Below are 20762 nucleotides of genomic sequence, written 5' to 3' on the forward strand. Positions count from 1 at the left end.
TAGTCGGCGATCTCCTCCCAACCGTCCTCGGCGGTCGTACAAGCGGAAACGGACATCCACGAATTAGCAGGTGACTTTCTAACAGACCCTTGTGAACGGGCTTTTGCGGTTCTGGACGGCGCTTGTACCAGACATCGACGGATGTCAGAATTCGACTCGGTCGCACCGGGAGCCTGTGCGAGTCGATCCGGCCCGAGGGGGCGAGCGGGGGTCGTCCATCACCCCCTGCCCGGCGCCCCCGATCAGGGAGGTACAGATGATTCACAAGTTCGGCGTGCTCCTGGCCGCCGCCACGGTGGCCGTGACCGGTTGGGCCACGATCGCCGGCGCCACCGTCCCGGCCGCCGCCCCGGCTCCGGCGCAGACCAGCCCGCCGGCCTGTCCGCCGGTGCTCCCGATCAACGGATTGGTGACCGCGTCGACCGCGACCAGCCTCACCGTCACCTACTCGATCATGCTCAGCCCGCCGTGCGGGTACGACCCGCCGATCACGGTCAGCCTGTTCGCCAGCCGGACCGACGCCGAGCAGTGGCGTGACCCGGTCGCCACGGCCGTCTCCGGACCACAGCGGTACGGGACGGTGACCGTCACCGGGCTGACCCCCGACACCGAATACTGGTTCCGACTCAGCGACGTCGAGGGCCGCCAGGACCGCTACGTGCTCGGCGGGCCGGCCCGGACCGCCGCCCAGCCGGTGTGTACCGCGACCGCGACCATCACCTCCGCGTGGGACGGCGGCTTCGTCGCCTCGGTCACCGTACGCAACACCGCCGCCGAGCGGCTCGACGGCTGGCGGGTCTGGTGGCGGTGGCCCGGCGACGAACGGATCCAGACGGCGTGGAACGCGGTGCCGGACGGCACGGCCGCCGAACCCGCGGTCCGTGACGCCGGCCACAACGCCACCCTGCCGCCGGGCGGGTCGGCGACGTTCGGCCTGCTCGTGACGACCAGCGCGGCCCCGGCCACCGTCGCGCTGTCCTGCGGCCGCTGACCCTCTGACCACGATCGGTCGGGCCGCCACCCGGCGCGCGGCCCGACCCGGGCGTGTTCGGCTCCGGCAGACCGGGTAACCGGCTTGCCCGCACCGCCCGCACGAGGAGGGATCATGCGGATCCTGACGAGGCAGCCGACCGTCAAGGGGCCGGCCGAGATGTTCACCGGCGACGTCTGGTTCGACGTGATCGTCAAGGGCGAGGAGCCCTCCCGGATCCGGGTCAACACGGTCCGGTTCGCCCCGGGCGCGCGTACGGCCTGGCATCGGCACGCCGTCGGGCAGACCCTGCACGTGGCCGACGGGGTCGGCCTGGTGCAGGCCCGTGGAGGCACGGTGATCGCCGTACGGCCCGGAGACACCATCCACACCCCGCCCGGCGAATGGCACTGGCACGGTGCCGCACCGGACGCTTTCATGATCCACCTTGCGATCTGGGAAGGTCCGCAGGCCGGTACCGAAACCGAGTGGGGCGCGCCCGTCACCGATGAGGAGTACGGCCAGCCGCGCGAACACTAGCCCGACGACCCGGCAGCGCGATCTAGCCGGATTGCGACATACGTCACCGACCGATCCGGATGGTTTACCGACCGAATCGGTCGGTAGCCCATGTAGGGTCGCCGGCATGGCACACGTTCACCGCCAGCAGGTCGACGAGGGCATCCTCGACCGCGCGGCGGCGCTGTTCGCCCAGCACGGATACGACCACACGTCGCTGAAGACCGTCGCCGACTCGGTCGGCCTGTCCAAGGCCGGCCTGCTGCACCACTATCCGACCAAGGAAGCGCTCTACCTCGCCACCCAGCAGTCGGTCCGCGCCCAGGGCCAACGGGTGTTCGACCAGGTCGCGGACCTGCCGCCCGGCCCGGCCCGCGACCGGCGGGCGCTGGAACTGCTGACCGACGTCGCGCTGGACCGGCCCGGCCTGGTGGCCCAGGCGTTCAGTTCGCTGACCACGCCCCCGTCGGACGGCGAGCCCGACCATCTCGACGACATCGCGACGCTCGTCTTCGCCACGTTCGCCGTCGACGCCGCCCAGCCGTCCGAACGGCTGGTCCGGGTCATCGGCGCGCTGAGCGCGCTGGCCGTACTCAGCCTGTCCGTCAACCGGGCGGCGGGCGAGAAGACCATGTGGCGGCCACACATCCTCGCCACCTGCCTCGACGCGCTCGGTCATCACCGGCGCGACCATTCGTCCGACCCAACTCAGGTGGAGGCCTGATCCCCGATGGCTCGTCTGTTGTACCGACTCGGCTTCGGCGCGCACCGGCACCGGCTACCCGTGGTCCTGCTGTGGCTGGTGGTCCTGGCCGGCTCGGCCGTGGGCGCGGTGGCGCTGTCCGGAGGCACCTCCAACAGCTTCTCCATTCCCGGTCAGGAGTCCACCACCGCCCTGGACAAGATCCAGGAGGAGTTCGGCGCGCAGGGCGGCGCGTCCGCGCGCGTGGTGGTCAAGGCCCCCGACGGCCAGACCCTCACCACCCCGGACAACGCCCAGGCCCTCGGCGAACTGGTGGCCCAACTGGGCACGCTGCCCGGCGTCGGCTCGGCGACCAACCCGCTCGACCCCGCCGCGCCGACGATCAACGCCCAACAGGACACCGCCTACAGCACGGTGACGTACACCGCCGGGGTCGGCGACGTCACCGAGGAGCAGCGGGACGCGCTGTTCGACGCCGCCGACAACGCCCGGGGCGGCGGACTCACCGTCGAGGTCACCGGTGAGGCCATCCAGACGCCGCCGCACATCGGCGGTGTGGTCGAGGTGATCGGCGTCGTCGTCGCCCTGCTGATCCTCGCGGTGACGTACGGGTCACTCGTCATGGCCGGCATGAACCTGCTGACCGCGGCCGTCGGTGTCGGCATCGGCGCGCTCGGCGTCACCATCGCCACCGGCTTCATGGACCTGCAGTCCACGACCCCGATCCTGGCCACGATGCTCGGCCTGGCCGTCGGCATCGACTACGCCCTGTTCATCATCAACCGCCACCGGCAGGAACTGCGGCGCGGTGCCGACGTCGGCACCGCGATCGGCACCGCCGTCGGCACCGCCGGGTCGGCCGTCGTCACCGCCGGCCTCACCGTGGTCATCGCGCTGACCGGCCTGGCCGTCGCCGGAATCCCGTTCCTGACCCAGATGGGCATCGCCGCCGCCGCGACCATCGTGGTCGCCGTACTCATCGCCATCACCCTCGTCCCGGCGGTGCTGAGCTACCTCGGCCACCGCGCCCTGCCCCGCAAGCAGCGCGAAGCAATCGGGCAGAGCGCCGACGCCCACGAGCGCGGCTTCTACCGCGGCTGGATCGACGGGCTCACCAGGCACCGGGTGCTGGCGTTGCTGCTGACCGTCGCCGCCCTGGGCGTCGTCTCCATCCCGGTGGCGTCGATGCAGACCACGCTCGTGCAGATCCAACCCGAGGGAAGCACCCAGGCCCGCGGCGAACAACTGCTCGCCGACGGGTTCGGCGCCGGCTTCAACGGCCCCCTCGTGGTCCTGTTCGAGGGCGACCAGGCGGTCCAGGCGGCCACCGCGGCCGCCGGCACGATCCCCGGCCTCGACGACGTCGCCGTCGTCACCCCGGCCGTCCCGAACGCCGACGGCACCGCCGCCATGCTCACCGTGATCCCGCAGTCCGGGCCGACCGACGAGGCCACCGAACAGCTCGTCACCGACCTGCGCGACCAACTCGCGGACATCGACGGCGCCACGGCGTACGTCACCGGCTCCACCGCCGTCAGCCTCGACGTCGCCACCACCCTCGACCGGGCCCTGCCGGTCTACCTGGCCGTCGTCGTCGGCCTGGCGATGATCCTGCTGGTGCTGGTGTTCCGCTCGATCCTGGTGCCGCTCGTCGGGGTGCTCGGCTTCCTGCTGACGATCGGTTCCTCGCTCGGCGCGACCGTCGCGGTGTTCCAGTGGGGCTGGCTGGCCGACGCGGTCAACCTCGACACCACCGGGCCGCTGATCAGCCTCACCCCGATCGTGGTGATCGGCATCCTGTTCGGCCTCGCCATGGACTACCAGGTCTTCCTGGTCTCCCGTATGCACGAGGCGCACAGCCACGGCGCGGCCCCCCGGGCCGCCATCGCCACCGGGTTCCGGCAGGCCGGCCCCGTCGTCGTCGCCGCGGCACTGATCATGTTCTCGGTCTTCGCCGGGTTCGTACCCAGTGGCGACCCGACGATCAAGTCCATCGCCTTCGCGCTGGCGATCGGCATCTTCGTGGACGCCTTCGTCGTCCGCATGGTGCTGGTCCCCGCGGCGCTGGCCCTGCTCGGCAGGAGCGCCTGGTGGCTTCCGGGCTGGCTGCGCTGGCTGCCGACCCTCGACGTCGAGGGTGCGGGCCTGGAGCGCGACCGGCCCCGGGTCGAGGAGAAGGTGGCCGTCGAGGTCGGCCGGTAGTACGGCCGCGAACCGGTCCCCGGGTGCCACCGGCACCCGGGGACCGGTTGTCTCAGCGCCGTTTACGGGCCCGCAGGACCGCGTCGTGGAGGGTCATCTCGTGGCCGCCGGGGCCGGTCACGGTACGGGTCCTGGCCTCGGCGACGACGACGTCCCACCGCGTCGGGTCGAGGCTCGCCGCGACCTGCCCGGCGGTGACGTGCGACCCCGGGGCCGGGGCGTGCGGGTCGTCGGGCCGGGCCGGCGCCGGCGCGTGACCGACGACGAGCAGCGTGCCGCCCGGCACGACCGCCGCCGCCAGCCGGATGAACAGCGTCTCGCCGGGTGTCGCCGGGTGTACGTAGTGGGCGCAGACCAGATCGAAGTGCTCCTCGGCCGGCACCCATCCGGTCAGGTCGGCGCGTACCCACTCGACCCGGTCGGCGACGTCGGCGCCGAGGTTCCGGGCGTGCTCCCGGGCCCGGTCGAGGGCGGCGGCGGCGATGTCCACCGCGGTGACCCGCCAGCCGCGCGAGGCGAGCCAGATCGCCTCGGCGCCCTCGCCGCAGCCGGCCTCCAGGGCCGTGCCGGGTGCGAGGTCGGTGGTCTCGGCCACCAGGTACGGGTTGGGCTCCCGGTGGGGGTGGGACGGGTGGTGGCCGCGGTAGCGGTCTTCCCAGTACGCCCGGTCGAATTGTTCGGACACGACGGATTCCCTTCGGTGGTTCGGGGCGGTGGCGACGACCGCCCACGGCGATTCGCCGGACGCGTGCTCCGGATCAGGCCGGGACGGGGTTGCGGTGGGCCTCCACCGCACGCCGGGTCTCCTCGTTGACCAGATCGGCGTTGACGTGCGCGGCGGCGGTGGCGCCGGCGGCCGCGGCCACGCCGACCTGCGCGGCCAGGTCGGTGATGTTCCCCGCGGCCCACACCCCGGGTACGTCGGTGACGCCGTACTGGTCGGCGGGGACGTACTCGCCCACGCCCGCCGGATGCGCGACGGGCACCAGACCGAGGGCCGTCAGGAAACCGGCGCGGGCCACCATCCGGGTCGCGACCGCCACGACCTCGCGGGCGACGACCGTGCCGTCGGCAAGGCGTACGCCCGCCAGCCGGTCGTCGACGATCTCCAGTCCCGCCACCTCGCCGTCGACCACCCGGATGCCACGGGCCGCCAACTGCTCGGCCTGCTCGTCGGTGAGCGGCGGCATCGTGTGGGTGAAGTACGTGACGTCGGCGCTCCACTGCCGGATCAGCAACGCCTGGTGCACCGACATCGGGCCGCTGGCCAGCACGCCGATCGCCCGGTCCCGGACCTCCCAGCCGTGGCAGTACGGGCAGTGCATGACGTCGCTCCCCCACCGCTCCCGCAGGCCGGGGACGTCGGGCAGTTCGTCGACGAGGCCGGTCGTCACCAGCAGCCGGCTGGCGCGGGTCGTCCGGCCGTCGGCCAGGGTCACCGTGAACCCGTCGCCGTCGCGGGTCGCGGTGGCGACCTCGCCGGTCACCACGTGGCCGCCGTATCCGCGTACCTCCGCCCGGCCGCGTTCCAGCAGCTCGGCCGGTGGCATCCCGTCACGGGCCAGCAGCCCGTGTACGCCCTGTGCCGGGGCGTTGCGGGGAGCGCCGGCGTCGATCACCGCCACCGACCGCCGGGCCCGGGCCAGCGTCAGCGCACCGCTCAGTCCCGCGGCGCCCCCGCCGACCACCACCACGTCGTAGCTGTCTGTCAGCCTCTCGGTCACCACGACCACCTCCGCGGCAACCATGACCCGCTACCCACCGTGGCCGCAAGCTTTGTTGCCGTATCAGCAAGCCGACACGGGTGCGGCCGTGCCGGGTCGGGACCCGGCACGGCCGCGTGGTGCGGTCCCGCCGTCAGAGGCCGATGTTGGCCTGTGGTCCGGCGTGGGTGCGGAGCAGGTTCGGTACGTCGGCGGCGGGGTGGAGTTGGTAGGAGTAGAAGCTGGACGGGTTGAACGCCGAGCCGCTGCTCTCCCGGCGGCCGCTGCTGTTGACCACGACGTTGCCGCTCTGTCGTAGTTCGGCGCCGGAGTCGCGGTAGTAGGGGTTGGTGACGCGGTCGTAGTAGCTGTTCTCCAGGACCATCTTGGTGCGGCCGCGGGAGTGGTTTCCGGAGCCGCTGTTCTGCAGGTAGTTGTTGTACAGGTGGGCGTAGGCGACGTTGTCGGTGCTGGGGACGCGGACGCGGGTGTCGCGGAACCAGTTGTGGTGGATGGTCATGCGGGCGGTGACGTTCTCGGTCCAGCCGATGCCGAAGGTCTTGTTCGCCTCGGCGATGATGTTCCAGGAGACGGTCAGGTTCGTGGTGTCCTTGCGGCTGTCGATGGCGCCGTCGTTCATCCGGGTGATGTGGTTGTGGTCGATCCAGATCCGGTTGGCGGTGTCCATCTGGATGCCGTCGTAGTCGTAGTCCTTGTCGTCGGGGTCGTCCTCGGCCATGCGGGTGTCGCGGATGGTGAGGTTGCGGATGATGACGTTGCTGGTGCCTGCGCCGATGAAGAAGCCGCCGTTGACGATCTGGCCGTTACGGGCGACGCCGACGACGGTCTTGTTCGACCGGATCGCGATCTCCTTGCCGTAGGGCTTGACGGTGATCGCGGCGTTGACCCGGATGACGTACGGCTCGCTGGCCGAGGCGTACCGTTCCAGGTCGGCCTGGTTGGTCACGGTGACGGTCGCGCCACCGGCACCACCGGTGGTGCCGGCCGCGCCGGCGAACCCGTCCGGGGTGTTCGAGTACGGAACACCCGGCGGCGGCGTGGTCGGTGGTGGGGTGCCGCCGGCCGGGTTGAACCGCCACTGCATCCGGGCGATGTCCGCACACGGCTCCTGCACGATCGGGTTGTTCCCCGCCGTCGAGCCATCCTTGTTGCTGACACACAGACCACTGGACGCACTACGGATCAGATACCGGTCGGTGGTCGCCGTGGACGCCGTGAACGTCCACGTCTGGTTCGCGCTCGCACCACACGTCCACTGCCACAGTTGTTCACCCGACGTGTTGGACGAGTACGGCACGTCCATACAGCGACCGCTGTTGACATTGGTCAGGCCGAAGGCACCGTTCTGCGCGCTCACCCGGAACTGCTGGTGCCCGGCACCGCCGTCACACGCCACCTGGGTCAGCAACGCCGCGTTACCGGTCGCCGCACCGGCGACCTGGACACACTTACCACTCGACGCACTGGCCAACGTGTAGACACCACTGTTGACCGGGACGGCGGCCGCGGACGGCGACGCCGACAGGACGACGCCGACGACGGCGGCGGGCACGACCGTCAGCACCGCGCCGAGCGCGGCCAGCCTGGACCGCAGAGGGAGTTGCTTCATCATCGCTTTCCTGACTGCTGGAGGGTTGTCGAGGGTCACAGCGGGTTCCACCCGTCGGAGCCGGCGAGGTAGCGCTGCGGCGTGTGGTTGGCCGCCTGCGAGTCGCTCAACTGTGGACGGTTGCCGTTCGTGCCGGCGCCCGGGCCGGTGTTCCGGTACTCGAAGAACCGGGCGTTACGCCAGGAGTTGCCGGACATGTCGGTCCACGGCTGCGCGGTCTTGATGGTCGCGCCCAGTGTCGACTCCCGGTACACGACCTGGCCGTCCGGCCGCCAGGGCCGGCCCAGCGTGGTCACGTTGTTCGCCGTACCGGTGATGGTGGAGCGGTAGAACAGGAAGCCGTACGCCTTGCCGGCCGCCGTGCTCGCGGCGGTGATCGGTCCACCCGTCGACCGCTTCTCGTGGACCGTCGACCGGTCGATGACGATCGTGCCGCCACCGAAGATGAAGTCGACGGTTCCCTCGACGTACGAGTCGACCATGTACGCCCGCGCACTGTCGTTGACCAGGAAGGTGTCCTGGTCGCCGAGGAGCCGTACCTTGCGCAGCACCGCCCGGTCGGCACCGAGGTTGAGGGCGACGGCCTGGTGGCCGCTGCTGGTCGAGCTCTCGTCGAAGTCGTTGGCGATGGTCAGGTTCTCGGCGACGAAGTTGGCGCCGTCGACGAACATGCTCGCGCTGCCGGAGGTGCCGTGGCTGTTGGCGGAGTTGTGGTAGACCAGCACGACGTTCGACGGCGACGAGCCCAGCCCCAGCAGGGTGATGTGCGGCTTGTTCCTGGGCACCCGGACGACCTCGCGGTAGGTGCCCGGCTTGATGGTGATGGTGACCCGCTGGGTGTTGTTCGTCGGGACCGCGTCGACGGCGGCCTGGACGGTCCGGTACGTGCCGGTGCCGTCCGCGGCCACCGTCGGCCGGCCGGCCGGTGGCGGGGTGGTCGGTGGCGGGGTTGTGCCGCCGGCCGGGTTGAACCGCCACTGCATCCGGGCGATGTCCGCACACGGCTCCTGCACGATCGGGTTGTTCCCCGCCGTCGAACCATCCCGGTTACTCACACACAGACCACTGGACGCACTACGGATCAGATACCGGTCCGTGGTCGCCGTGGACGCCGTGAACGTCCACGTCTGGTTCGCGCTCGCACCACACGTCCACTGCCACAACTGCTCACCCGACGTGCCGGACGAATACGGCACATCCATACAGCGGCCACTGTTGACGTTCACCAGGCCGAACGCACCGTTCTGCGCGGTGACCCGGAACCGCTGATGGGCGGCGCCACCGTCACACGCCACCTGGGTCAGCAACGCCGCGTTACCGGTCCCCGCACCGGCGACCTGGACACACTTACCACTCGACGCACTGGCCAACGTGTAGACACCACTGTCCGCCGGGGTGGCGGCGTGGGCGGACACGGCGGCGATCACGCCGCCGACGAGGGTGGTGACGACGGTCGCGGCGAGGATCGCCGCTGTTCGTCGTCTGGGATCGACTGTTCTCACGTGACTGGTTCTCCTTCGTCCTGGAGCCGCTGTGGAGTACGTACGACGGGCGGTCGCGCCATCGTCCGGGCAGGCCGGACGGGGCGCGGCGCGACGCCCTTCGAGTTACAGACGGGTTGCCGGGTCACGCATAACAAAATCTTCAAGAAATTCTCGGGGCCGTCCGGCGGGGTTCCGGCGGGCCGTGGACAGGCGACGGTGCCGGCGGGCCGCGACGGCCCTGCCGGCACCGGATCGTCCGGTCAGCCGGTGACCGAGAACGCGTTGGTCACGAAGTCCCGGCCCCCGGCGGCAGAGGTTATCTCGTAGCCGAGTTGGACGTCGCCGATGGTCACGTCGCCGAACCAGCCCCGGGTCCGGATCCACTGCGCGACCGCGGTGACGTCGACCGTGCCGGCACTGGTGTTGGTGGTCCGGACGAACGAGTAGACCTGGTTGTGGCCGTTGGAGCCGCGGTAGATGTCCCAGGTGTGCCCGCCGACGGTGGCGGTGGTCTCGAAGGTGCCGAGCGGTCCCACCGGGCCGTACCTGTTCATCCACAGCATGATCTCGTGGGCGTGGTCGGCGGTCCAGATGTCGTACGCGGTGGTGAAGGCGACCCCGCTGGTCGGTACGGTGACGTCGAAGCTGCTGGTGACCGGTCCCAGTTCGCTGATCTTCCGTCCGATGTGGCGGGTGGCGTTCGGGTAGGACTTGATGCCGCCGGTGTTCGGGTGGTCGGCGCGTACCCACCAGTTGGCGGGCGAGTTGGCCGAGATGGTCTGGGTGCCGTGGCCGGATCCCCAGATGTTGTTGTAGAGCGTGTAGCCGCCACTGCTCCAGGTGCCCCAGCGGTCGCTGGACGACCAGACGGCGGCCTGCGCGGGGGTGCCGGTCGGCACGGTCGTCGCGGCGGTCAGCAGCAGCGCGGCGACGCCGGCCGTGACGAGGCGGATGAGACGCATGGACGTACCTCCTCTGCGGTCAGTGTCCCCATCCGCTACCCGGTTTAGTTGGGATTCAAAACTAAATCTAGCGAGGAAAGTCGATGCGCATCACGACCCGTCGTACGGTCGGGTGGCTGACCTGGGCGAACCCGGCATCCTCGAAGACCTGCCGGGCACCCACGTGCAACTCACCCCAGGTGATCTCCCGCCCCGGCTCGGTGAGCATCGGATACGCCTCCAGGGCCCGGGCGCCCCGGTCCCGGGCGAAGCCGACCGCCGCCCGGGCCAGGAGATAGGTGAGCCCACGCCCCCGCCACCCCTTGCGGACCACGAAGCAGGTCACCGCCCAGACGTCGGGGTCGTCGCGGTCCTCCGCCCGGCCGCTCCACGGGATACGGGACGTACGCAGCTTCGGGTACGCCGTACGGGGCTCGACGGCGACCCAGCCGACCGGCTCGCCGTCGACGTAGCCGACCAGGCCACTGGTGGTCGTCGCGGCCGGGTCGCCGCAGCCGGTCTGCGCCCGTAGCATCGCGGTCCGCTGCTCCAGCGTCGAGTCCCGCCAGATCCAGCCGGCGACCTTGAACCGCTGGCACTGGCACCGGCCGGCATCCGCGGTGCCGAAGATCGCGACGAGGTCGTCCCACGACGCCTCGTTGGCGGGTACGACGGTCAGCCGGTCGGCCGGTACGGGATCCTGCACAGCCGCCATCATGACTGCGGTGGGTCCTCCCCCACCAGGCCGTCGACGGCTTCACGCAGCAGGTCCGCGTGGCCGACGTGGCGGGCGTACTCGTCGTGCAGGTCGACCAGGAGTCGCCGCAGGTTCGGCGACTCGCCGGAGGCGGTGACGAACCTCGTCGACCGGTCGGGTCCGCCGTCGGCGAGCGCCTTGGCGAGCGCGGCATCCGTCCGCTGCGCGGCACCCTGCCAGAGCGCGTACAACTCCTCGGACGGGTCGTCGGCCGCCGACCGCCACACCCAGTCGGGATCGGCGTCCCAGTCGACCGTGTTCCACGGCGCCCCCAACGGCTCCCCGGTCAGATCCCGGGCGGTGTAGTAGTCCTCGACGAGGGCGAGGTGCTTGATCAGACCGGCCAGGGTCAGCGCGCTCGGCGGGTGCCGACGGTTCAGGCCGGCCGCGTCCAGACCACCGACCTTCCAGGCGAACTGCGCCCGGGACCGCTCCAGCGCGAACAGGAGCATCTCGGCCTCGCCGGCGGTCATCGACGGCTCGTGGATCCTGGTGTTCAGGACGATCTTCTCGGTCATACCCGGCATGCTAGGTTCGGTTCCGGACGTTCTGCTTCCGGATTGCCGAGGTGTCGTGAAATCCGACGCGAGTCCCACCGCCCGCGCACTGCTCGCCCTCGAACTGCTCCAGAGCAGCCCGGGCATCACCGCGGACCGGCTCGCCGACAAGCTCGGCGTCTCCGAACGCGCCGCCCGGCGCTACGTCGGAATCCTGCGCGAGGCCGGCATCCCGGTCGAGTCCTTGCGCGGCCCGTACGGCGGCTACCGGGTGGGCCGTGGCCTGCGGCTCCCGCCCCTGATGTTCAGCGCCACCGAAGCCGTCGGCCTGGTCATGGCCGTACTCGACGGGCACCACCACGCCAGCGATCCCGACAATCCGGCCGGCAGCGCCCTCGGCAAGATCGTGCGGGCCCTTCCGGAACCGGTGGCCGCCCAGGTCGAGACCGTCCGCCGCACCGCCGCCCCCGCCCCCGACCGGGCCGCCGCCCGACCCGACCCCGGCGCCACGACCGCTCTGGTGCAGGCCTGCTCGAACCGCCGTCGGGTCCGCCTCGACTACCGCTCGCAGGCCGGCTCGGAATGGGTCGTCGAGGTCGACCCGTGGGCCGTCGTCGTACGCCACGGCCGCTGGTACCTGCTGTGCCGCACCCACCCCGCACACGCCGTACGGACGTACCGGATCGACCGGGTCCGGGCGGTCGAACCGCTCGACGACACCTTCACCCCACCCGCCGACCTCGACCCGGTCGCCCTTCTCGAGGAAAACCTCGCCGCCGGCTGGGAATACGAGGTCGAGGTCGTCGTCGACGCACCTGTCGACGACGTGGCACGGTGGCTCCCCCGTTCCATCGGACTGCTCGAGCCGGTCGACGTCGGGACCACCCGCCTGGTCGCCAGCACCAGCAACCCCACCTGGTACGCCGGACAGCTCGCGTCGATCCCGGTGCCGTACCGGATCCTGAACGGCCCCGAACTCCGGCAGGCGTCGCGGACCCTCGGGCAGCGGCTGCTGGCGGCGGCCGGAGAGCCACCGCCCTGACGCCCCCGGAGGGTCGCCACGGTCGGACCGAGAATGGCCGCCGACTCCGAAGGGCGGTTTCCTATCGGGTCATGGTTCGGGTCGCACCATGATCCGATGGGTCCATTCCAGGTGCCGCGTGACCAGATAGGTGGCTACGGTGCCGATCGTGGGTGGCACCTCGTCGTATTCCACGAACGAACCACCGCCGGCGAACCGGACGGCATATTCCCGGCCTCTCGGAAAGACGTCAGTCACGGTGCCCGTGACCATCGAACCAATCGGGTAGCGCTCCGTCATCGCAGCCCACTCCTCACCAGACCAGTTCGATGCGCGATGGTGCCGCGCGCGCATCCCGGCATCCAGTGGGAAGAGACGGACCTGCCCCGGCCGATGCGAGAGGACCTCGAAGAAGCCCTCCCGGCCGACCGGAGGCCACCGGCGCGGATCTTCAGGCAGGTGCAGGACATCGACGAATCCCTCGGGATGGGCGCCCAGGTCCACGAAGAGACCGGTGCGACCCGGCCCGAAGGGAACGGCAGCGACCCGGCCACGAACGCGGTCACCACATGGAAATCGACGCCGCGCCGTGGCCAACTCGTCAAGCTTGGACATCACTCCGGAGCCCTCGCCGTTCGGCGGAGTGGTGCCCAGTAGTCCCGTGCCGGGTCGTGCGCGGTCAGCCAGCGTTCCAGCGCCTCGACCGACGACCGGTGCGACTCCGAGGCGACCTCGTACCACCGGTGCAGCAGCAGCTCGTGGATCCGGACGGCCCGGACGGCGAAGTCGAGCAGCCACGCGTCCACGGCCCGCACGGCGGCGACCTCCTCGGCCCGGGCGCGCAGCAGTGCGGTGCAGTCGATGTCCGTGGCGATCTGGTACCCGTCGCCGACCGCCACGACGGCGAACTCGATGGTCCGGTCCCCCGGGTCGACGTCGAGCGTCTGCGCGAACCCGAGGATCTCGTCCCCCCTCGGCGCCGGCATTCCGTCGCCGGCCGCGTCACTCGGAACGACGTAGTGGACCCAGAACGTCATGTTACCAACCATTATTCACCAGGCTTCAGGGCGTGATACCCAGCGACGCGCTAATCCTGGCCTCAGGTTGATCGGGGAAAATGGGCGGCGAAAGCATCGACGGGAAGGGGGCGGGCCGGCGTGCGGATCATGATCGCGGATGATGACGCGGCCATCCGTGAGTCGCTGGAGCGGGTGCTCCAGGTCGAGGGTTACGACACCAGCACCGTCGCCAACGGTCTCGCCGTGCTCGACGGGGTCGGTGGGGCCGGCGGTGAGACGCTGGATCTGCTGATTCTCGACGTGATGATGCCCCGCCTCGGCGGGTTGGAGACCTGTCGGCGGTTGCGGACGGCGGGTCGGGATCTGCCGGTGCTGATGTTGACCGCCCGGGATCAGGTCTCCGACCGGGTCGCGGGGCTGGACGCGGGTGCCGACGACTATCTTCCCAAGCCGTTCGCCACCGAGGAGTTGCTGGCCCGGGTGCGGGCACTGTTGCGCCGGCGTACGCCGATCGACGGGGAGTCGCAGGTCCTGTCGTTCGCCGACGTCCGGCTCGATCCCGACAGGTTCGAGGCGTGGCGTGGCGGGCGGGCGCTGCGCCTGACCCGGACCGAGTTCTCCCTCCTGCAGGTCCTTGTGCGCAACGCGACCCGGGTGTTGACCCGCGACGCCCTGTTCGAGGCGATCTGGGGCTTCGACATGAGCGCCACCGCCAACAACCTCCAGGTATATGTGAGCTACCTGCGCCGCAAGATGGAGGCCGAGGGTGAGCCGCGATTGATCTACACGCTGCGCGGCCTGGGATACACGTTGCGGGAGACTCCTCCGTGAGCGGGCCTGCGGGCAGGGAACCGCGCCGGCTGACCCGATGGTGGCGCCGGCGGTCCCTGCGGACCAGGCTGACGGTGATCGCGGCGACGGCCATCGCCGTCAGCGTGTTCATGGGCTTCCAGGTAGCCAGCGAGCTGCTGGACTGGCAGCTGCGGGAAACCGCCGAGAATCAGCTGCGCGCCGACTCCCGCGTCGTGGCGACGAACGCGGAGCGCGCCGGTCTGGCGCAGGTCCCGCTACCGCCGTATCCCGGATCCGGTCCGCTGGTGCGGGTCGTCCTGCCCGACGGCTCGACCCGGACGCCGGCCGGCCAACCCGCGCTGCCCCCGGTCAGCAAGCACGCCGGGCGCGTGGCGCAGGGCGACTTGGCCGACCTGATGGAGTCGAACGACAGAGACGAGGACGGCTACCTCATCTACACGGTGCGGGCGGGCGACGGCGCGGTCCAGGTGGCCCGCGTCGTCGACGACAGCCCGATCAACCAGTTCGGGTTCGGTATGTTGCTGATCGGGCTGCTCTGCGTGGTCGGCGGTGCCCTTGTCGGGCGGGCCGTGGCGCGGACCGGGCTGGCGCCGATCGACCGGCTGACCGCCGCTGCGGTCCGTGTCGCGCACACCCAGGATCTCGACGCCCACATCCCGGATGAAGGCGGTGGGGAGATCCGGCGGCTGATCCAGTCGATCAACGACATGCTCGCCGCGCTCCAGGACTCCCGGCGGGCCCAGCGGCTGCTCGCCGAGGACGCCGCTCACGAGCTCAAGACCCCGCTCACCAGCCTGCGCCTCAACGTCGAGCTGCTGATCCGGCTCGATCGGCGCGGTACCCTGGACAGCGCGCTGCCGGCGGAGAGCCGGACCCGGCTGCTCAACGATCTCGGCGCCCAGGTGGCCGAGTTGAGCACCCTTGCCGCCGAGCTGACCGACCTGGCGCGCGGTGACGTCAGCGACGAGAGCACCGAGTTGCTCGACCTCGCCGACGTGGTGGCGGCCGCCGCGACCCGGACGCGTTCCCGCCTGCCCGACATCACGGTTGCGCTCGACGTGACCTCCGTGTGGGTGAGCGGACGTCCCGCTGCGCTCCAGCGGGCGGTGCTCAACCTCATCGACAACGCCGGCAAGTGGTCCCCCGCGGACCAGCCGGTCCAGGTCCGGCTCCGTGCCGAGGGCGCGTCGGCCGTGCTCGAGGTCGATGACGCCGGGCCCGGCATCGACGCCACCGACGTGCCGCGGGTGTTCGACCGGTTCTACCGTGCCGACAGCGCGCGGGCGTTGCCGGGATCCGGTCTGGGGCTGTCGATCGTGCAGCGGGTCGTCGACGCCCACGGTGGCCGGGCCACCGTCGCCCGCTCGACGCGCGGTGGCGCGCTACTTCGGGTCGACCTTCCGGCCGCGACCCCGCCCGCCCCGATCGCGCGGCTCGCCGCCGGGGAGGACACCGCGGTGCGTTGACCCGCCCCGGCGGTGCGGCGCAGGACCAAAGGGCGGCGGCCGTTGGGTCCGTGAAAGCTCCGGGATGGGCTTGGCTCCCCGTCCCGGATCTCGTCCGTGCCGACGCGCTCACCGTTGCAGCGCGGGCTCCTCGTCGTCGGCGAGCGGCTGTTGTTCCCTCCGGCGGCTCCGCCGTCGGAGGGAACAGCCGGCTCGGCCGCCAGATCCGCCGGCCGATCAGCAGGGTAAGGGCGGGCGCCAGGACCGACCGCACCAGCGGGGCGTCGAGCAGCACACCGAAGGCGACCAGGAACCCGACCTCGATCAGCATCACCAGCGCAAGCGTGGCGAGGACCGCGAAACGTGGCCGCCAGGACTCGGCTTGCCGGCGTGATGATGCCACCGGTGGCGGATTGGAAGTGGGCCGCCCACCGCGCGGCGATCCCGGACTCGCCGAACGCCCGGCTGTCGTGCATCCCGCCGGGACAGGGGTCACCGCCCGCCGGCGCAGGAATTGGTCCTGCTCCCGCAGGGCGCCGGTGTTGCCGGCCAGCCCGATGGCGAGCACGCCGAGGATTCCGAGCGAGCTGAGCGTCGCCACCGGCGGCGGCTGATGGCGGCGCCAAGCCGTCCCAACAGCCCCGGCCTCTCCTCGACCGCCGTGCTGAACCGCAGGATGGCCGGCCGGATCCGCCTGTCAAGCACCACGAGCACCGCTTGGAACAGAGTCAGCGTGGCCACCAGCGCGCGTTGGATGCCGGCAGCGCCACGTAGCGGAACAGTTCGCCGAGCGCGGTGATGGACAGGGCGAGACCGACGCCGAGGGCCAGGCCCAGCGTCGGGTTGGATTCGAAGGCGGCGCCGCCGAGGTAGCCGATCAGGCCGGAATAGCCGGCCCAGGTGACGGCAGCGATGGCGGTGAACAGGGTAAAGCGGGCAAGCGGGTAGCCGGTAGCACCGCTGGCGGTCACGATCGCGGTGCGGCCGCCGGGGACGAACCGGCCCGCGATGATCAGGGCGCCGCCCCGGGGGGTGCAGGTGCGGGGCGATCCTGTCGGCGGCGCGGATCAGGTGGTCGCCCGGACGGCGCTCGCGCAACAAGCGCCCGATGAGGTAGCCGATGTGATCACCGACGAAGGCGCCCAGCGCGGCGAACACGATGATCAGCGGAAGCGACGGGATGCCCGACACGGCGAAGACCGCCGCCGCGATGACGACCGACTCCGACGGCAGGAACGCGTCGAGGATCGCCAGCGCGAGGATCGCCAGATAGATGACCGGAGAGGCCAGCGCGTTCTCGATCATGGCCATCAGGTCCATCGGGGCCGCTCCTCCCCTTCGAGCACCCAGGCGCAGAGCCCGACTACGACGAGCACGAGCGCCAGCAGAACCCGTTCGGCCAGGCCGGCGAACGGGAGATAACCTTGGCCGAGCAGCACCCCCGGCCCGTTCACCGCCGCGAACGCGACGCACGCGGCGAACGCGGACCACGCCGCCGCGTGTAGCCAGCGGACCCGGGCCGGGTCGGCCCCGTGCCGGGTACGCTTGGCGATGAGCAGGGCGAAGAGCGGTGGCAGCGCCGCCATCAGCGCCGCGCCGAAGCGATGCACCCCGGCGGCGACGCCCGGTTCGGTCCCCGGCAGGTTCGTGGGGAACACCACCACCGCGACCAGGGACACGCACCACACCGACAGCAGCACGGTGAGGGGCCAAGCCGGTGGCAGCACACGCCGGGCGCCGGCCAGGAGCCATGCGCCGGCTGCCGCGAGCCCACACGCCGCCAGGGCCAGCAGGACGGCGCCCGGCACGGTCCGGATCGATTCGCTGACCATCTCGTCCACCGGGTCGACATCGCCGACCAGCAGCAGACCCGCCCCGGCCGCCGTGCCCACGCCCAGGCTCAGCTGGACGTTGCGATACCAGCGGGAGGCGCCCGCCCGGACGATCGTCGCTGTCATGCGGCGACCTCGACGGGCGCGGGCGCCTCACGGGCCGGACGGATCCGGTAGAGCTGCTCGAACGCGGACACCGTGCGGGTCTGGTCGTGCTGCGCGGCCACGGCACGAGCCCGGCGCCCCAGCTCTTCCGCGTGTTTCGGGTCGCGGAGCACGGTGAGCAGTCGCTCGGCGAGCACGACAACGTCGCCGGGCGGGAACAGGTAGCCGGTCTCCGCGTCCCGTACGAGGTGGGGCAAGGCTGCGGCATCGGCGCCGATCACGGGCCTTCCGCTGGCCATCGCCTCAAGCGTGACCAGGCTCTGCAGCTCGGCGGTGCCCGCGTTGACGAACACCGCCGACGCCGCGTATGCGGAGGGAAGGTCCTCGTCAGGGATGAAGCCGGTGAACGTGACATGCTCGACGACGCCCAGCTCCCCCGCGAGCGACCGCAGCGTCCGGTCCTCGGACCCGGTGCCGACCAGGAGCAACTGGACGTCGAGGGAGCCCCGCACCAGCGCGAACGCCCGCACCACGACGTCGAGGTTCTTCTCGGCGTCGAGCCGACCCACGTACGTGATGGTGGGCTTGTGCGCGAGGCTGTAGGCCCATCGGAACTCGGCCGCAGGCGCCTGCTCGCGGAAGCGGGTGAGATCGATGCCGCACGAGATGGGCAGGACCGGCCCGGACACACCGGAGAACACGGCGAGCGCGGCGGCGTACGGGGTCGGGGCCGTGACGATGTCTGCCTTGGCGAACACCCGGGCGGCGTCGCGCCATGCCCACTCGTGTGCCCTCGTCCGGCCAGCGTTGCCGATGGGCAGGTAGTGGATCAGGTTCTCGGGCATGAAGTGGTTGGTGGCGATGACGAACAAGCCGCGCTCGTGCGCCGCGTCGACCAGCGCCCGGCACAGCGGGAAGTGGCTCTGCACGTGCACCACGTCGGGCTGGACCTCGTCGAGGATCCGGCGGGCTGCCGCGCGCAGCCCCAGTGGCGGGCAGAACCGGAAACCTGAGTGGCCCGGCACCGGCAAGGAACGCACGCGGTGCTCGACGATGCCGTCGCTGGACATGCCGGCATGGTTGCGGGTGTCCGTCGACGGCGCGACCACGTGCACCTCGTGCCGGGCGGTCAGTGCCACGGCCAGACGCTGGGCGAAGTAGGACGCCCCGTTGACGTGAGGGGCGTAGGTGTCGGCACCGATGAGGATGCGCATGGGACAACTACCTTTCGTTGGTGGTATCGCTTCATGACGAGGTGGAAGACAGCGACCGGCACGGCGACGACTGCGGTGAGCAGGAAGATGCCGCCGGGCAGTGCGAGCAGGCCGGACAGCTGGCTACCGAGCAGAGCGCCGAGACCGATCAGCACTAGGCCGCGTACGGCGGCGGTGACACCCACCCAGGCGGCGAATCTCCGGTACGGGAGCCCGGCGAGCCCCGCCGACACGAACGCCGGGAGGGCGAAGACGTCGACGAGCTTGGCGGTGATCACCAGCCGAGGCAGTGACATCCCGGCCAGCCGGTCGAGCAGCGCCGTCGTCTTGAGCCTGCTCAGCAGGGACGCCACCCAGGGCCGCCGGGCCGACCGGCCGACGAGGTAGAGCAGACTGTCGCCCACCACCTCGGCCAGCGCGACGATCACCCAGATGGGCCAGAACGCCGCAGCGCCGGCGCCGACCAGGGTGCCCGCGGTGATCGTCGCGGCCGGCCCCTCGACGAGCACGAAGAGACCGAGCACCAGGTAGGGGTGCTCGAGCACGGCCGGTGTCAGATCCATGCCGAGAAGCTTCGGCCGAAGGTTCCGCACCGGTCGTCCCTACGCCGGGCCGGCCGATGTAGCGCCGTGGTACGGGGTCCGATCACCAACCACGGCACCCACGAGCCTGCCAACCGACCGACCGGCGCCTCCGCGGGCGGCGCTGCGTTGACTGCCATCACTAGCCCCCTGCATGCGGATTGCGTCGCTTGTCTGACGCCTGATTCGTACCGAGCGAACCTGAGGCGACCGTTAATGCGCCGCTCAGGCCGGGTGGCCGAACCGGATGCCCAGCGCACCCACCGGCTTGGTGACGTCGAGGTCCTGCCCGGCAGACAAGGCCCAGGCGACACAGCCGTCGGGCCGGATGAGCAACGCGGTCGACGTCCACCCGGTCCGTACGGGCGGTGACGGTGTTTGACCCGTGCGGTCCACGCGGCCGCGGCGTCGCGGACCTCCACGCGGGTCGACGAGGTCGAACAGGAGCCCACGACCCTCGCGCAGCAGGTCCGCCGACCGGGTCACCTCGGTAACGACGTCCGGGTCGGGCCGCTCCAGCGTCAACTTCCTGTCCGGACACAGGATGCCGACGAGCCGGTGGTCGTCGCCAAGGTCGTTCCGGACGTCCATGCCGGCAAGCAGGTAGGCGACGTACCGGTGGGCGAAGCGGTCCCTCAGGTCCGAGAACATCTCCCACAGCGCCCTCGTCTACGGGCCGGGTCGCGGGACCACCGGCAGGTGATCGACGGGATCTTGTGGCGGATCGCCAACGGCGCGAAGTGGGATCAGATCCCGGATCGGTACGGGCCGGCAAAGACCGGTTCGCCCGGTGGGAGTCCGACGGCACGTGGGCGCGGATCGAGCAGCGGTTGCAGACCGACGCGGACGCCTGTGGCGATCTGGGCTGGCGGGCGCAGGTCGACTCCAGCGTCGTGCACGCGCATCAGCATGCTGCGGAGGGCTCGTAAAGGGGGTTGAGTCCGGCCGAGTCGCGGGCAGCCCAAGCGCTGGGTCGCTCGCGGAAAGGACTGACCACCAAACTGCATCTGCTGGCTGAGGGACACGGCCGCAGCCTGGTCAAACGAGCCTTCAGCCGGCTCAAGCCGTTCCGGGCCGTCGCAACCAGGTACGACAAGCTCAAAGACCGTTACGAGGCAACAGTAACCATCGCCTCGACATGATCTGGCTCCGCGCCGAACCCGACCGGAGCCGATCATGATCCGTCAGATGCGCTTCAGCTTCGGAGGATTGACTCGAGCCTTGGTGCCTGTGCGGGATCGCGGCGAATTTGTCGCGGCGCAGTCTGTGTTGCTCGGAATTCGGGTTTGCGGCAGGAGCCACGCTACGCCACCGTCGCGTCTCCAC

General features: G+C 70.9%; 22 protein-coding genes and 2 pseudogenes. 9 read left to right on the top strand and 15 right to left on the bottom strand.

The window, feature by feature from the left end:
- Positions 1 to 256: 256 nt before the first annotated feature.
- The 4 genes from AB0M79_RS02435 (at position 257) to AB0M79_RS02450 (ending at position 4394) form a co-directional block, all read left to right on the top strand.
- A complete protein-coding gene (locus tag AB0M79_RS02435; protein ID WP_364207021.1) occupies positions 257 to 991 on the top strand; it encodes a cellulose binding domain-containing protein in 735 nt (244 codons plus the stop codon).
- 114 nt (positions 992 to 1105) lie between these two features.
- Positions 1106 to 1510: a cupin domain-containing protein gene (locus tag AB0M79_RS02440; protein WP_364207023.1), complete on the top strand. Its 405-nt coding sequence runs from the start codon at positions 1106 to 1108 to the stop codon at positions 1508 to 1510.
- A 106-nt stretch (positions 1511 to 1616) separates the two neighbouring features.
- Positions 1617 to 2213, top strand: coding sequence for a helix-turn-helix domain-containing protein (locus AB0M79_RS02445; RefSeq protein WP_364207025.1), 597 nt, complete (start codon positions 1617 to 1619; stop codon positions 2211 to 2213).
- 6 nt (positions 2214 to 2219) lie between these two features.
- Positions 2220 to 4394: an MMPL family transporter gene (locus AB0M79_RS02450; RefSeq protein ID WP_364207027.1), complete on the top strand. Its 2175-nt coding sequence runs from the start codon at positions 2220 to 2222 to the stop codon at positions 4392 to 4394.
- A 52-nt stretch (positions 4395 to 4446) separates the two neighbouring features.
- On the opposite strand, the gene AB0M79_RS02455 is transcribed toward AB0M79_RS02450, so the two are convergent.
- The 7 genes from AB0M79_RS02455 to AB0M79_RS02485 all read right to left on the bottom strand — a co-directional run bounded on the left by AB0M79_RS02455 (position 4447) and on the right by AB0M79_RS02485 (position 11427).
- Positions 4447 to 5079 carry a class I SAM-dependent methyltransferase gene (locus tag AB0M79_RS02455; protein ID WP_364207029.1) on the bottom strand — a complete coding sequence of 211 codons (633 nt, stop codon included), beginning with the start codon at positions 5077 to 5079 and terminating at the stop codon, positions 4447 to 4449.
- 73 nt (positions 5080 to 5152) lie between these two features.
- Complete coding sequence (locus AB0M79_RS02460) at positions 5153 to 6118, bottom strand: NAD(P)/FAD-dependent oxidoreductase (RefSeq protein ID WP_364207031.1); 966 nt, start codon at positions 6116 to 6118, stop codon at positions 5153 to 5155.
- A 133-nt stretch (positions 6119 to 6251) separates the two neighbouring features.
- A complete protein-coding gene (locus AB0M79_RS02465) occupies positions 6252 to 7727 on the bottom strand; it encodes an RICIN domain-containing protein (RefSeq protein WP_364207033.1) in 1476 nt (491 codons plus the stop codon).
- A 35-nt stretch (positions 7728 to 7762) separates the two neighbouring features.
- Positions 7763 to 9229 (bottom strand): pectinesterase family protein, encoded by a 1467-nt coding sequence (locus tag AB0M79_RS02470; RefSeq protein ID WP_364207035.1) that lies wholly within the window; start codon positions 9227 to 9229, stop codon positions 7763 to 7765.
- A gap of 242 nt (positions 9230 to 9471) precedes the next feature.
- Positions 9472 to 10173 carry a hypothetical protein gene (locus AB0M79_RS02475; RefSeq protein ID WP_364207037.1) on the bottom strand — a complete coding sequence of 234 codons (702 nt, stop codon included), beginning with the start codon at positions 10171 to 10173 and terminating at the stop codon, positions 9472 to 9474.
- Between the two features lie 67 nt (positions 10174 to 10240).
- Complete coding sequence (locus AB0M79_RS02480) at positions 10241 to 10858, bottom strand: GNAT family N-acetyltransferase (RefSeq protein WP_364207039.1); 618 nt, start codon at positions 10856 to 10858, stop codon at positions 10241 to 10243.
- Positions 10859 to 10866: 8 nt separating this feature from the next.
- Positions 10867 to 11427, bottom strand: a complete 561-nt coding sequence (locus AB0M79_RS02485) for a DUF664 domain-containing protein (protein WP_364207041.1) — start codon at positions 11425 to 11427, stop codon at positions 10867 to 10869.
- Between the two features lie 55 nt (positions 11428 to 11482).
- Here AB0M79_RS02485 and AB0M79_RS02490 point away from each other — a divergent pair, with 55 nt between their 5' ends.
- A complete protein-coding gene (locus AB0M79_RS02490) occupies positions 11483 to 12448 on the top strand; it encodes a WYL domain-containing protein (RefSeq protein ID WP_364207043.1) in 966 nt (321 codons plus the stop codon).
- 69 nt (positions 12449 to 12517) lie between these two features.
- Here the strand turns inward: AB0M79_RS02490 and AB0M79_RS02495 are convergent, their stop codons facing one another.
- Positions 12518 to 13042: a hypothetical protein gene (locus AB0M79_RS02495; protein WP_364207045.1), complete on the bottom strand. Its 525-nt coding sequence runs from the start codon at positions 13040 to 13042 to the stop codon at positions 12518 to 12520.
- Complete coding sequence (locus AB0M79_RS02500) at positions 13042 to 13464, bottom strand: hypothetical protein (protein WP_364207047.1); 423 nt, start codon at positions 13462 to 13464, stop codon at positions 13042 to 13044. The genes AB0M79_RS02495 and AB0M79_RS02500 overlap by 1 nt, the downstream gene beginning before the upstream one ends.
- 120 nt (positions 13465 to 13584) lie before the next feature.
- Here AB0M79_RS02500 and AB0M79_RS02505 point away from each other — a divergent pair, with 120 nt between their 5' ends.
- Together AB0M79_RS02505 and AB0M79_RS02510 are read left to right on the top strand one after the other, a co-directional pair.
- Entirely contained in the window at positions 13585 to 14277 is a 693-nt protein-coding gene (locus tag AB0M79_RS02505) for a response regulator transcription factor (protein ID WP_364207049.1), read from the top strand.
- Complete coding sequence (locus AB0M79_RS02510) at positions 14274 to 15725, top strand: HAMP domain-containing sensor histidine kinase (RefSeq protein WP_364207051.1); 1452 nt, start codon at positions 14274 to 14276, stop codon at positions 15723 to 15725. Before AB0M79_RS02505 ends, AB0M79_RS02510 begins: the two co-directional genes overlap by 4 nt.
- A 184-nt stretch (positions 15726 to 15909) precedes the next feature.
- Here the strand turns inward: AB0M79_RS02510 and AB0M79_RS02515 are convergent.
- The 6 genes and pseudogenes from AB0M79_RS02515 to AB0M79_RS02540 form a co-directional block, all read right to left on the bottom strand.
- A pseudogene (locus AB0M79_RS02515) lies at positions 15910 to 16111 on the bottom strand (MMPL family transporter); the annotation flags it as partial.
- Positions 16112 to 16432: 321 nt separating this feature from the next.
- Entirely contained in the window at positions 16433 to 16675 is a 243-nt protein-coding gene (locus AB0M79_RS02520; RefSeq protein WP_364207053.1) for a hypothetical protein, read from the bottom strand.
- A 339-nt stretch (positions 16676 to 17014) separates the two neighbouring features.
- Positions 17015 to 17662, bottom strand: a complete 648-nt coding sequence (locus tag AB0M79_RS02525; RefSeq protein ID WP_364207055.1) for a DUF998 domain-containing protein — start codon at positions 17660 to 17662, stop codon at positions 17015 to 17017.
- Positions 17659 to 18855, bottom strand: coding sequence for a glycosyltransferase (locus AB0M79_RS02530; RefSeq protein WP_364207057.1), 1197 nt, complete (start codon positions 18853 to 18855; stop codon positions 17659 to 17661). The genes AB0M79_RS02525 and AB0M79_RS02530 overlap by 4 nt, the downstream gene beginning before the upstream one ends.
- On the bottom strand, positions 18771 to 19418 hold the full coding sequence (locus AB0M79_RS02535; RefSeq protein ID WP_364207059.1) for a hypothetical protein: 648 nt from the start codon (positions 19416 to 19418) through the stop codon (positions 18771 to 18773). Before AB0M79_RS02535 ends, AB0M79_RS02530 begins: the two co-directional genes overlap by 85 nt.
- Before the next feature lie 243 nt (positions 19419 to 19661).
- The gene (locus AB0M79_RS02540) at positions 19662 to 20087 is read right to left on the bottom strand and encodes a hypothetical protein (RefSeq protein WP_364207061.1); all 426 of its coding nucleotides are present in this window, start codon (positions 20085 to 20087) and stop codon (positions 19662 to 19664) included.
- A gap of 89 nt (positions 20088 to 20176) precedes the next feature.
- Here AB0M79_RS02540 and AB0M79_RS02545 point away from each other — a divergent pair, with 89 nt between their 5' ends.
- On the top strand, positions 20177 to 20365 hold the full coding sequence (locus AB0M79_RS02545; RefSeq protein ID WP_364207641.1) for a hypothetical protein: 189 nt from the start codon (positions 20177 to 20179) through the stop codon (positions 20363 to 20365).
- A 99-nt stretch (positions 20366 to 20464) separates the two neighbouring features.
- A pseudogene (locus tag AB0M79_RS02550) lies at positions 20465 to 20578 on the top strand (IS5/IS1182 family transposase); the annotation flags it as partial.
- Between the last annotated feature and the right edge of the window lie 184 nt (positions 20579 to 20762).

It is taken from the genome of Polymorphospora sp. NPDC051019, assembly GCF_040683055.1.
In the GTDB taxonomy this organism is placed as follows: Bacteria; Actinomycetota; Actinomycetes; order Mycobacteriales; family Micromonosporaceae; genus Polymorphospora; species Polymorphospora lycopeni.

Bases quoted from the DNA above. Each gene is read 5' to 3' on its own strand.
- AB0M79_RS02435 (WP_364207021.1), top strand. From the start codon at position 257: ATGATTCACAAGTTCGGCGTGCTCCTGGCCGCCGCCACGGTGGCCGTG.
- AB0M79_RS02440 (WP_364207023.1), top strand. From the start codon at position 1,106: ATGCGGATCCTGACGAGGCAGCCGACCGTCAAGGGGCCGGCCGAGATG.
- AB0M79_RS02445 (WP_364207025.1), top strand. From the start codon at position 1,617: ATGGCACACGTTCACCGCCAGCAGGTCGACGAGGGCATCCTCGACCGC.
- AB0M79_RS02450 (WP_364207027.1), top strand. From the start codon at position 2,220: ATGGCTCGTCTGTTGTACCGACTCGGCTTCGGCGCGCACCGGCACCGG.
- AB0M79_RS02465 (WP_364207033.1), bottom strand. From the start codon at position 7,727: ATGAAGCAACTCCCTCTGCGGTCCAGGCTGGCCGCGCTCGGCGCGGTG.
- AB0M79_RS02475 (WP_364207037.1), bottom strand. From the start codon at position 10,173: ATGCGTCTCATCCGCCTCGTCACGGCCGGCGTCGCCGCGCTGCTGCTG.
- AB0M79_RS02485 (WP_364207041.1), bottom strand. From the start codon at position 11,427: ATGACCGAGAAGATCGTCCTGAACACCAGGATCCACGAGCCGTCGATG.
- AB0M79_RS02495 (WP_364207045.1), bottom strand. From the start codon at position 13,042: ATGTCCAAGCTTGACGAGTTGGCCACGGCGCGGCGTCGATTTCCATGT.
- AB0M79_RS02500 (WP_364207047.1), bottom strand. From the start codon at position 13,464: ATGACGTTCTGGGTCCACTACGTCGTTCCGAGTGACGCGGCCGGCGAC.
- AB0M79_RS02525 (WP_364207055.1), bottom strand. From the start codon at position 17,662: ATGACAGCGACGATCGTCCGGGCGGGCGCCTCCCGCTGGTATCGCAAC.
- AB0M79_RS02530 (WP_364207057.1), bottom strand. From the start codon at position 18,855: ATGCGCATCCTCATCGGTGCCGACACCTACGCCCCTCACGTCAACGGG.
- AB0M79_RS02535 (WP_364207059.1), bottom strand. From the start codon at position 19,418: ATGGATCTGACACCGGCCGTGCTCGAGCACCCCTACCTGGTGCTCGGT.
- AB0M79_RS02540 (WP_364207061.1), bottom strand. From the start codon at position 20,087: ATGTTCTCGGACCTGAGGGACCGCTTCGCCCACCGGTACGTCGCCTAC.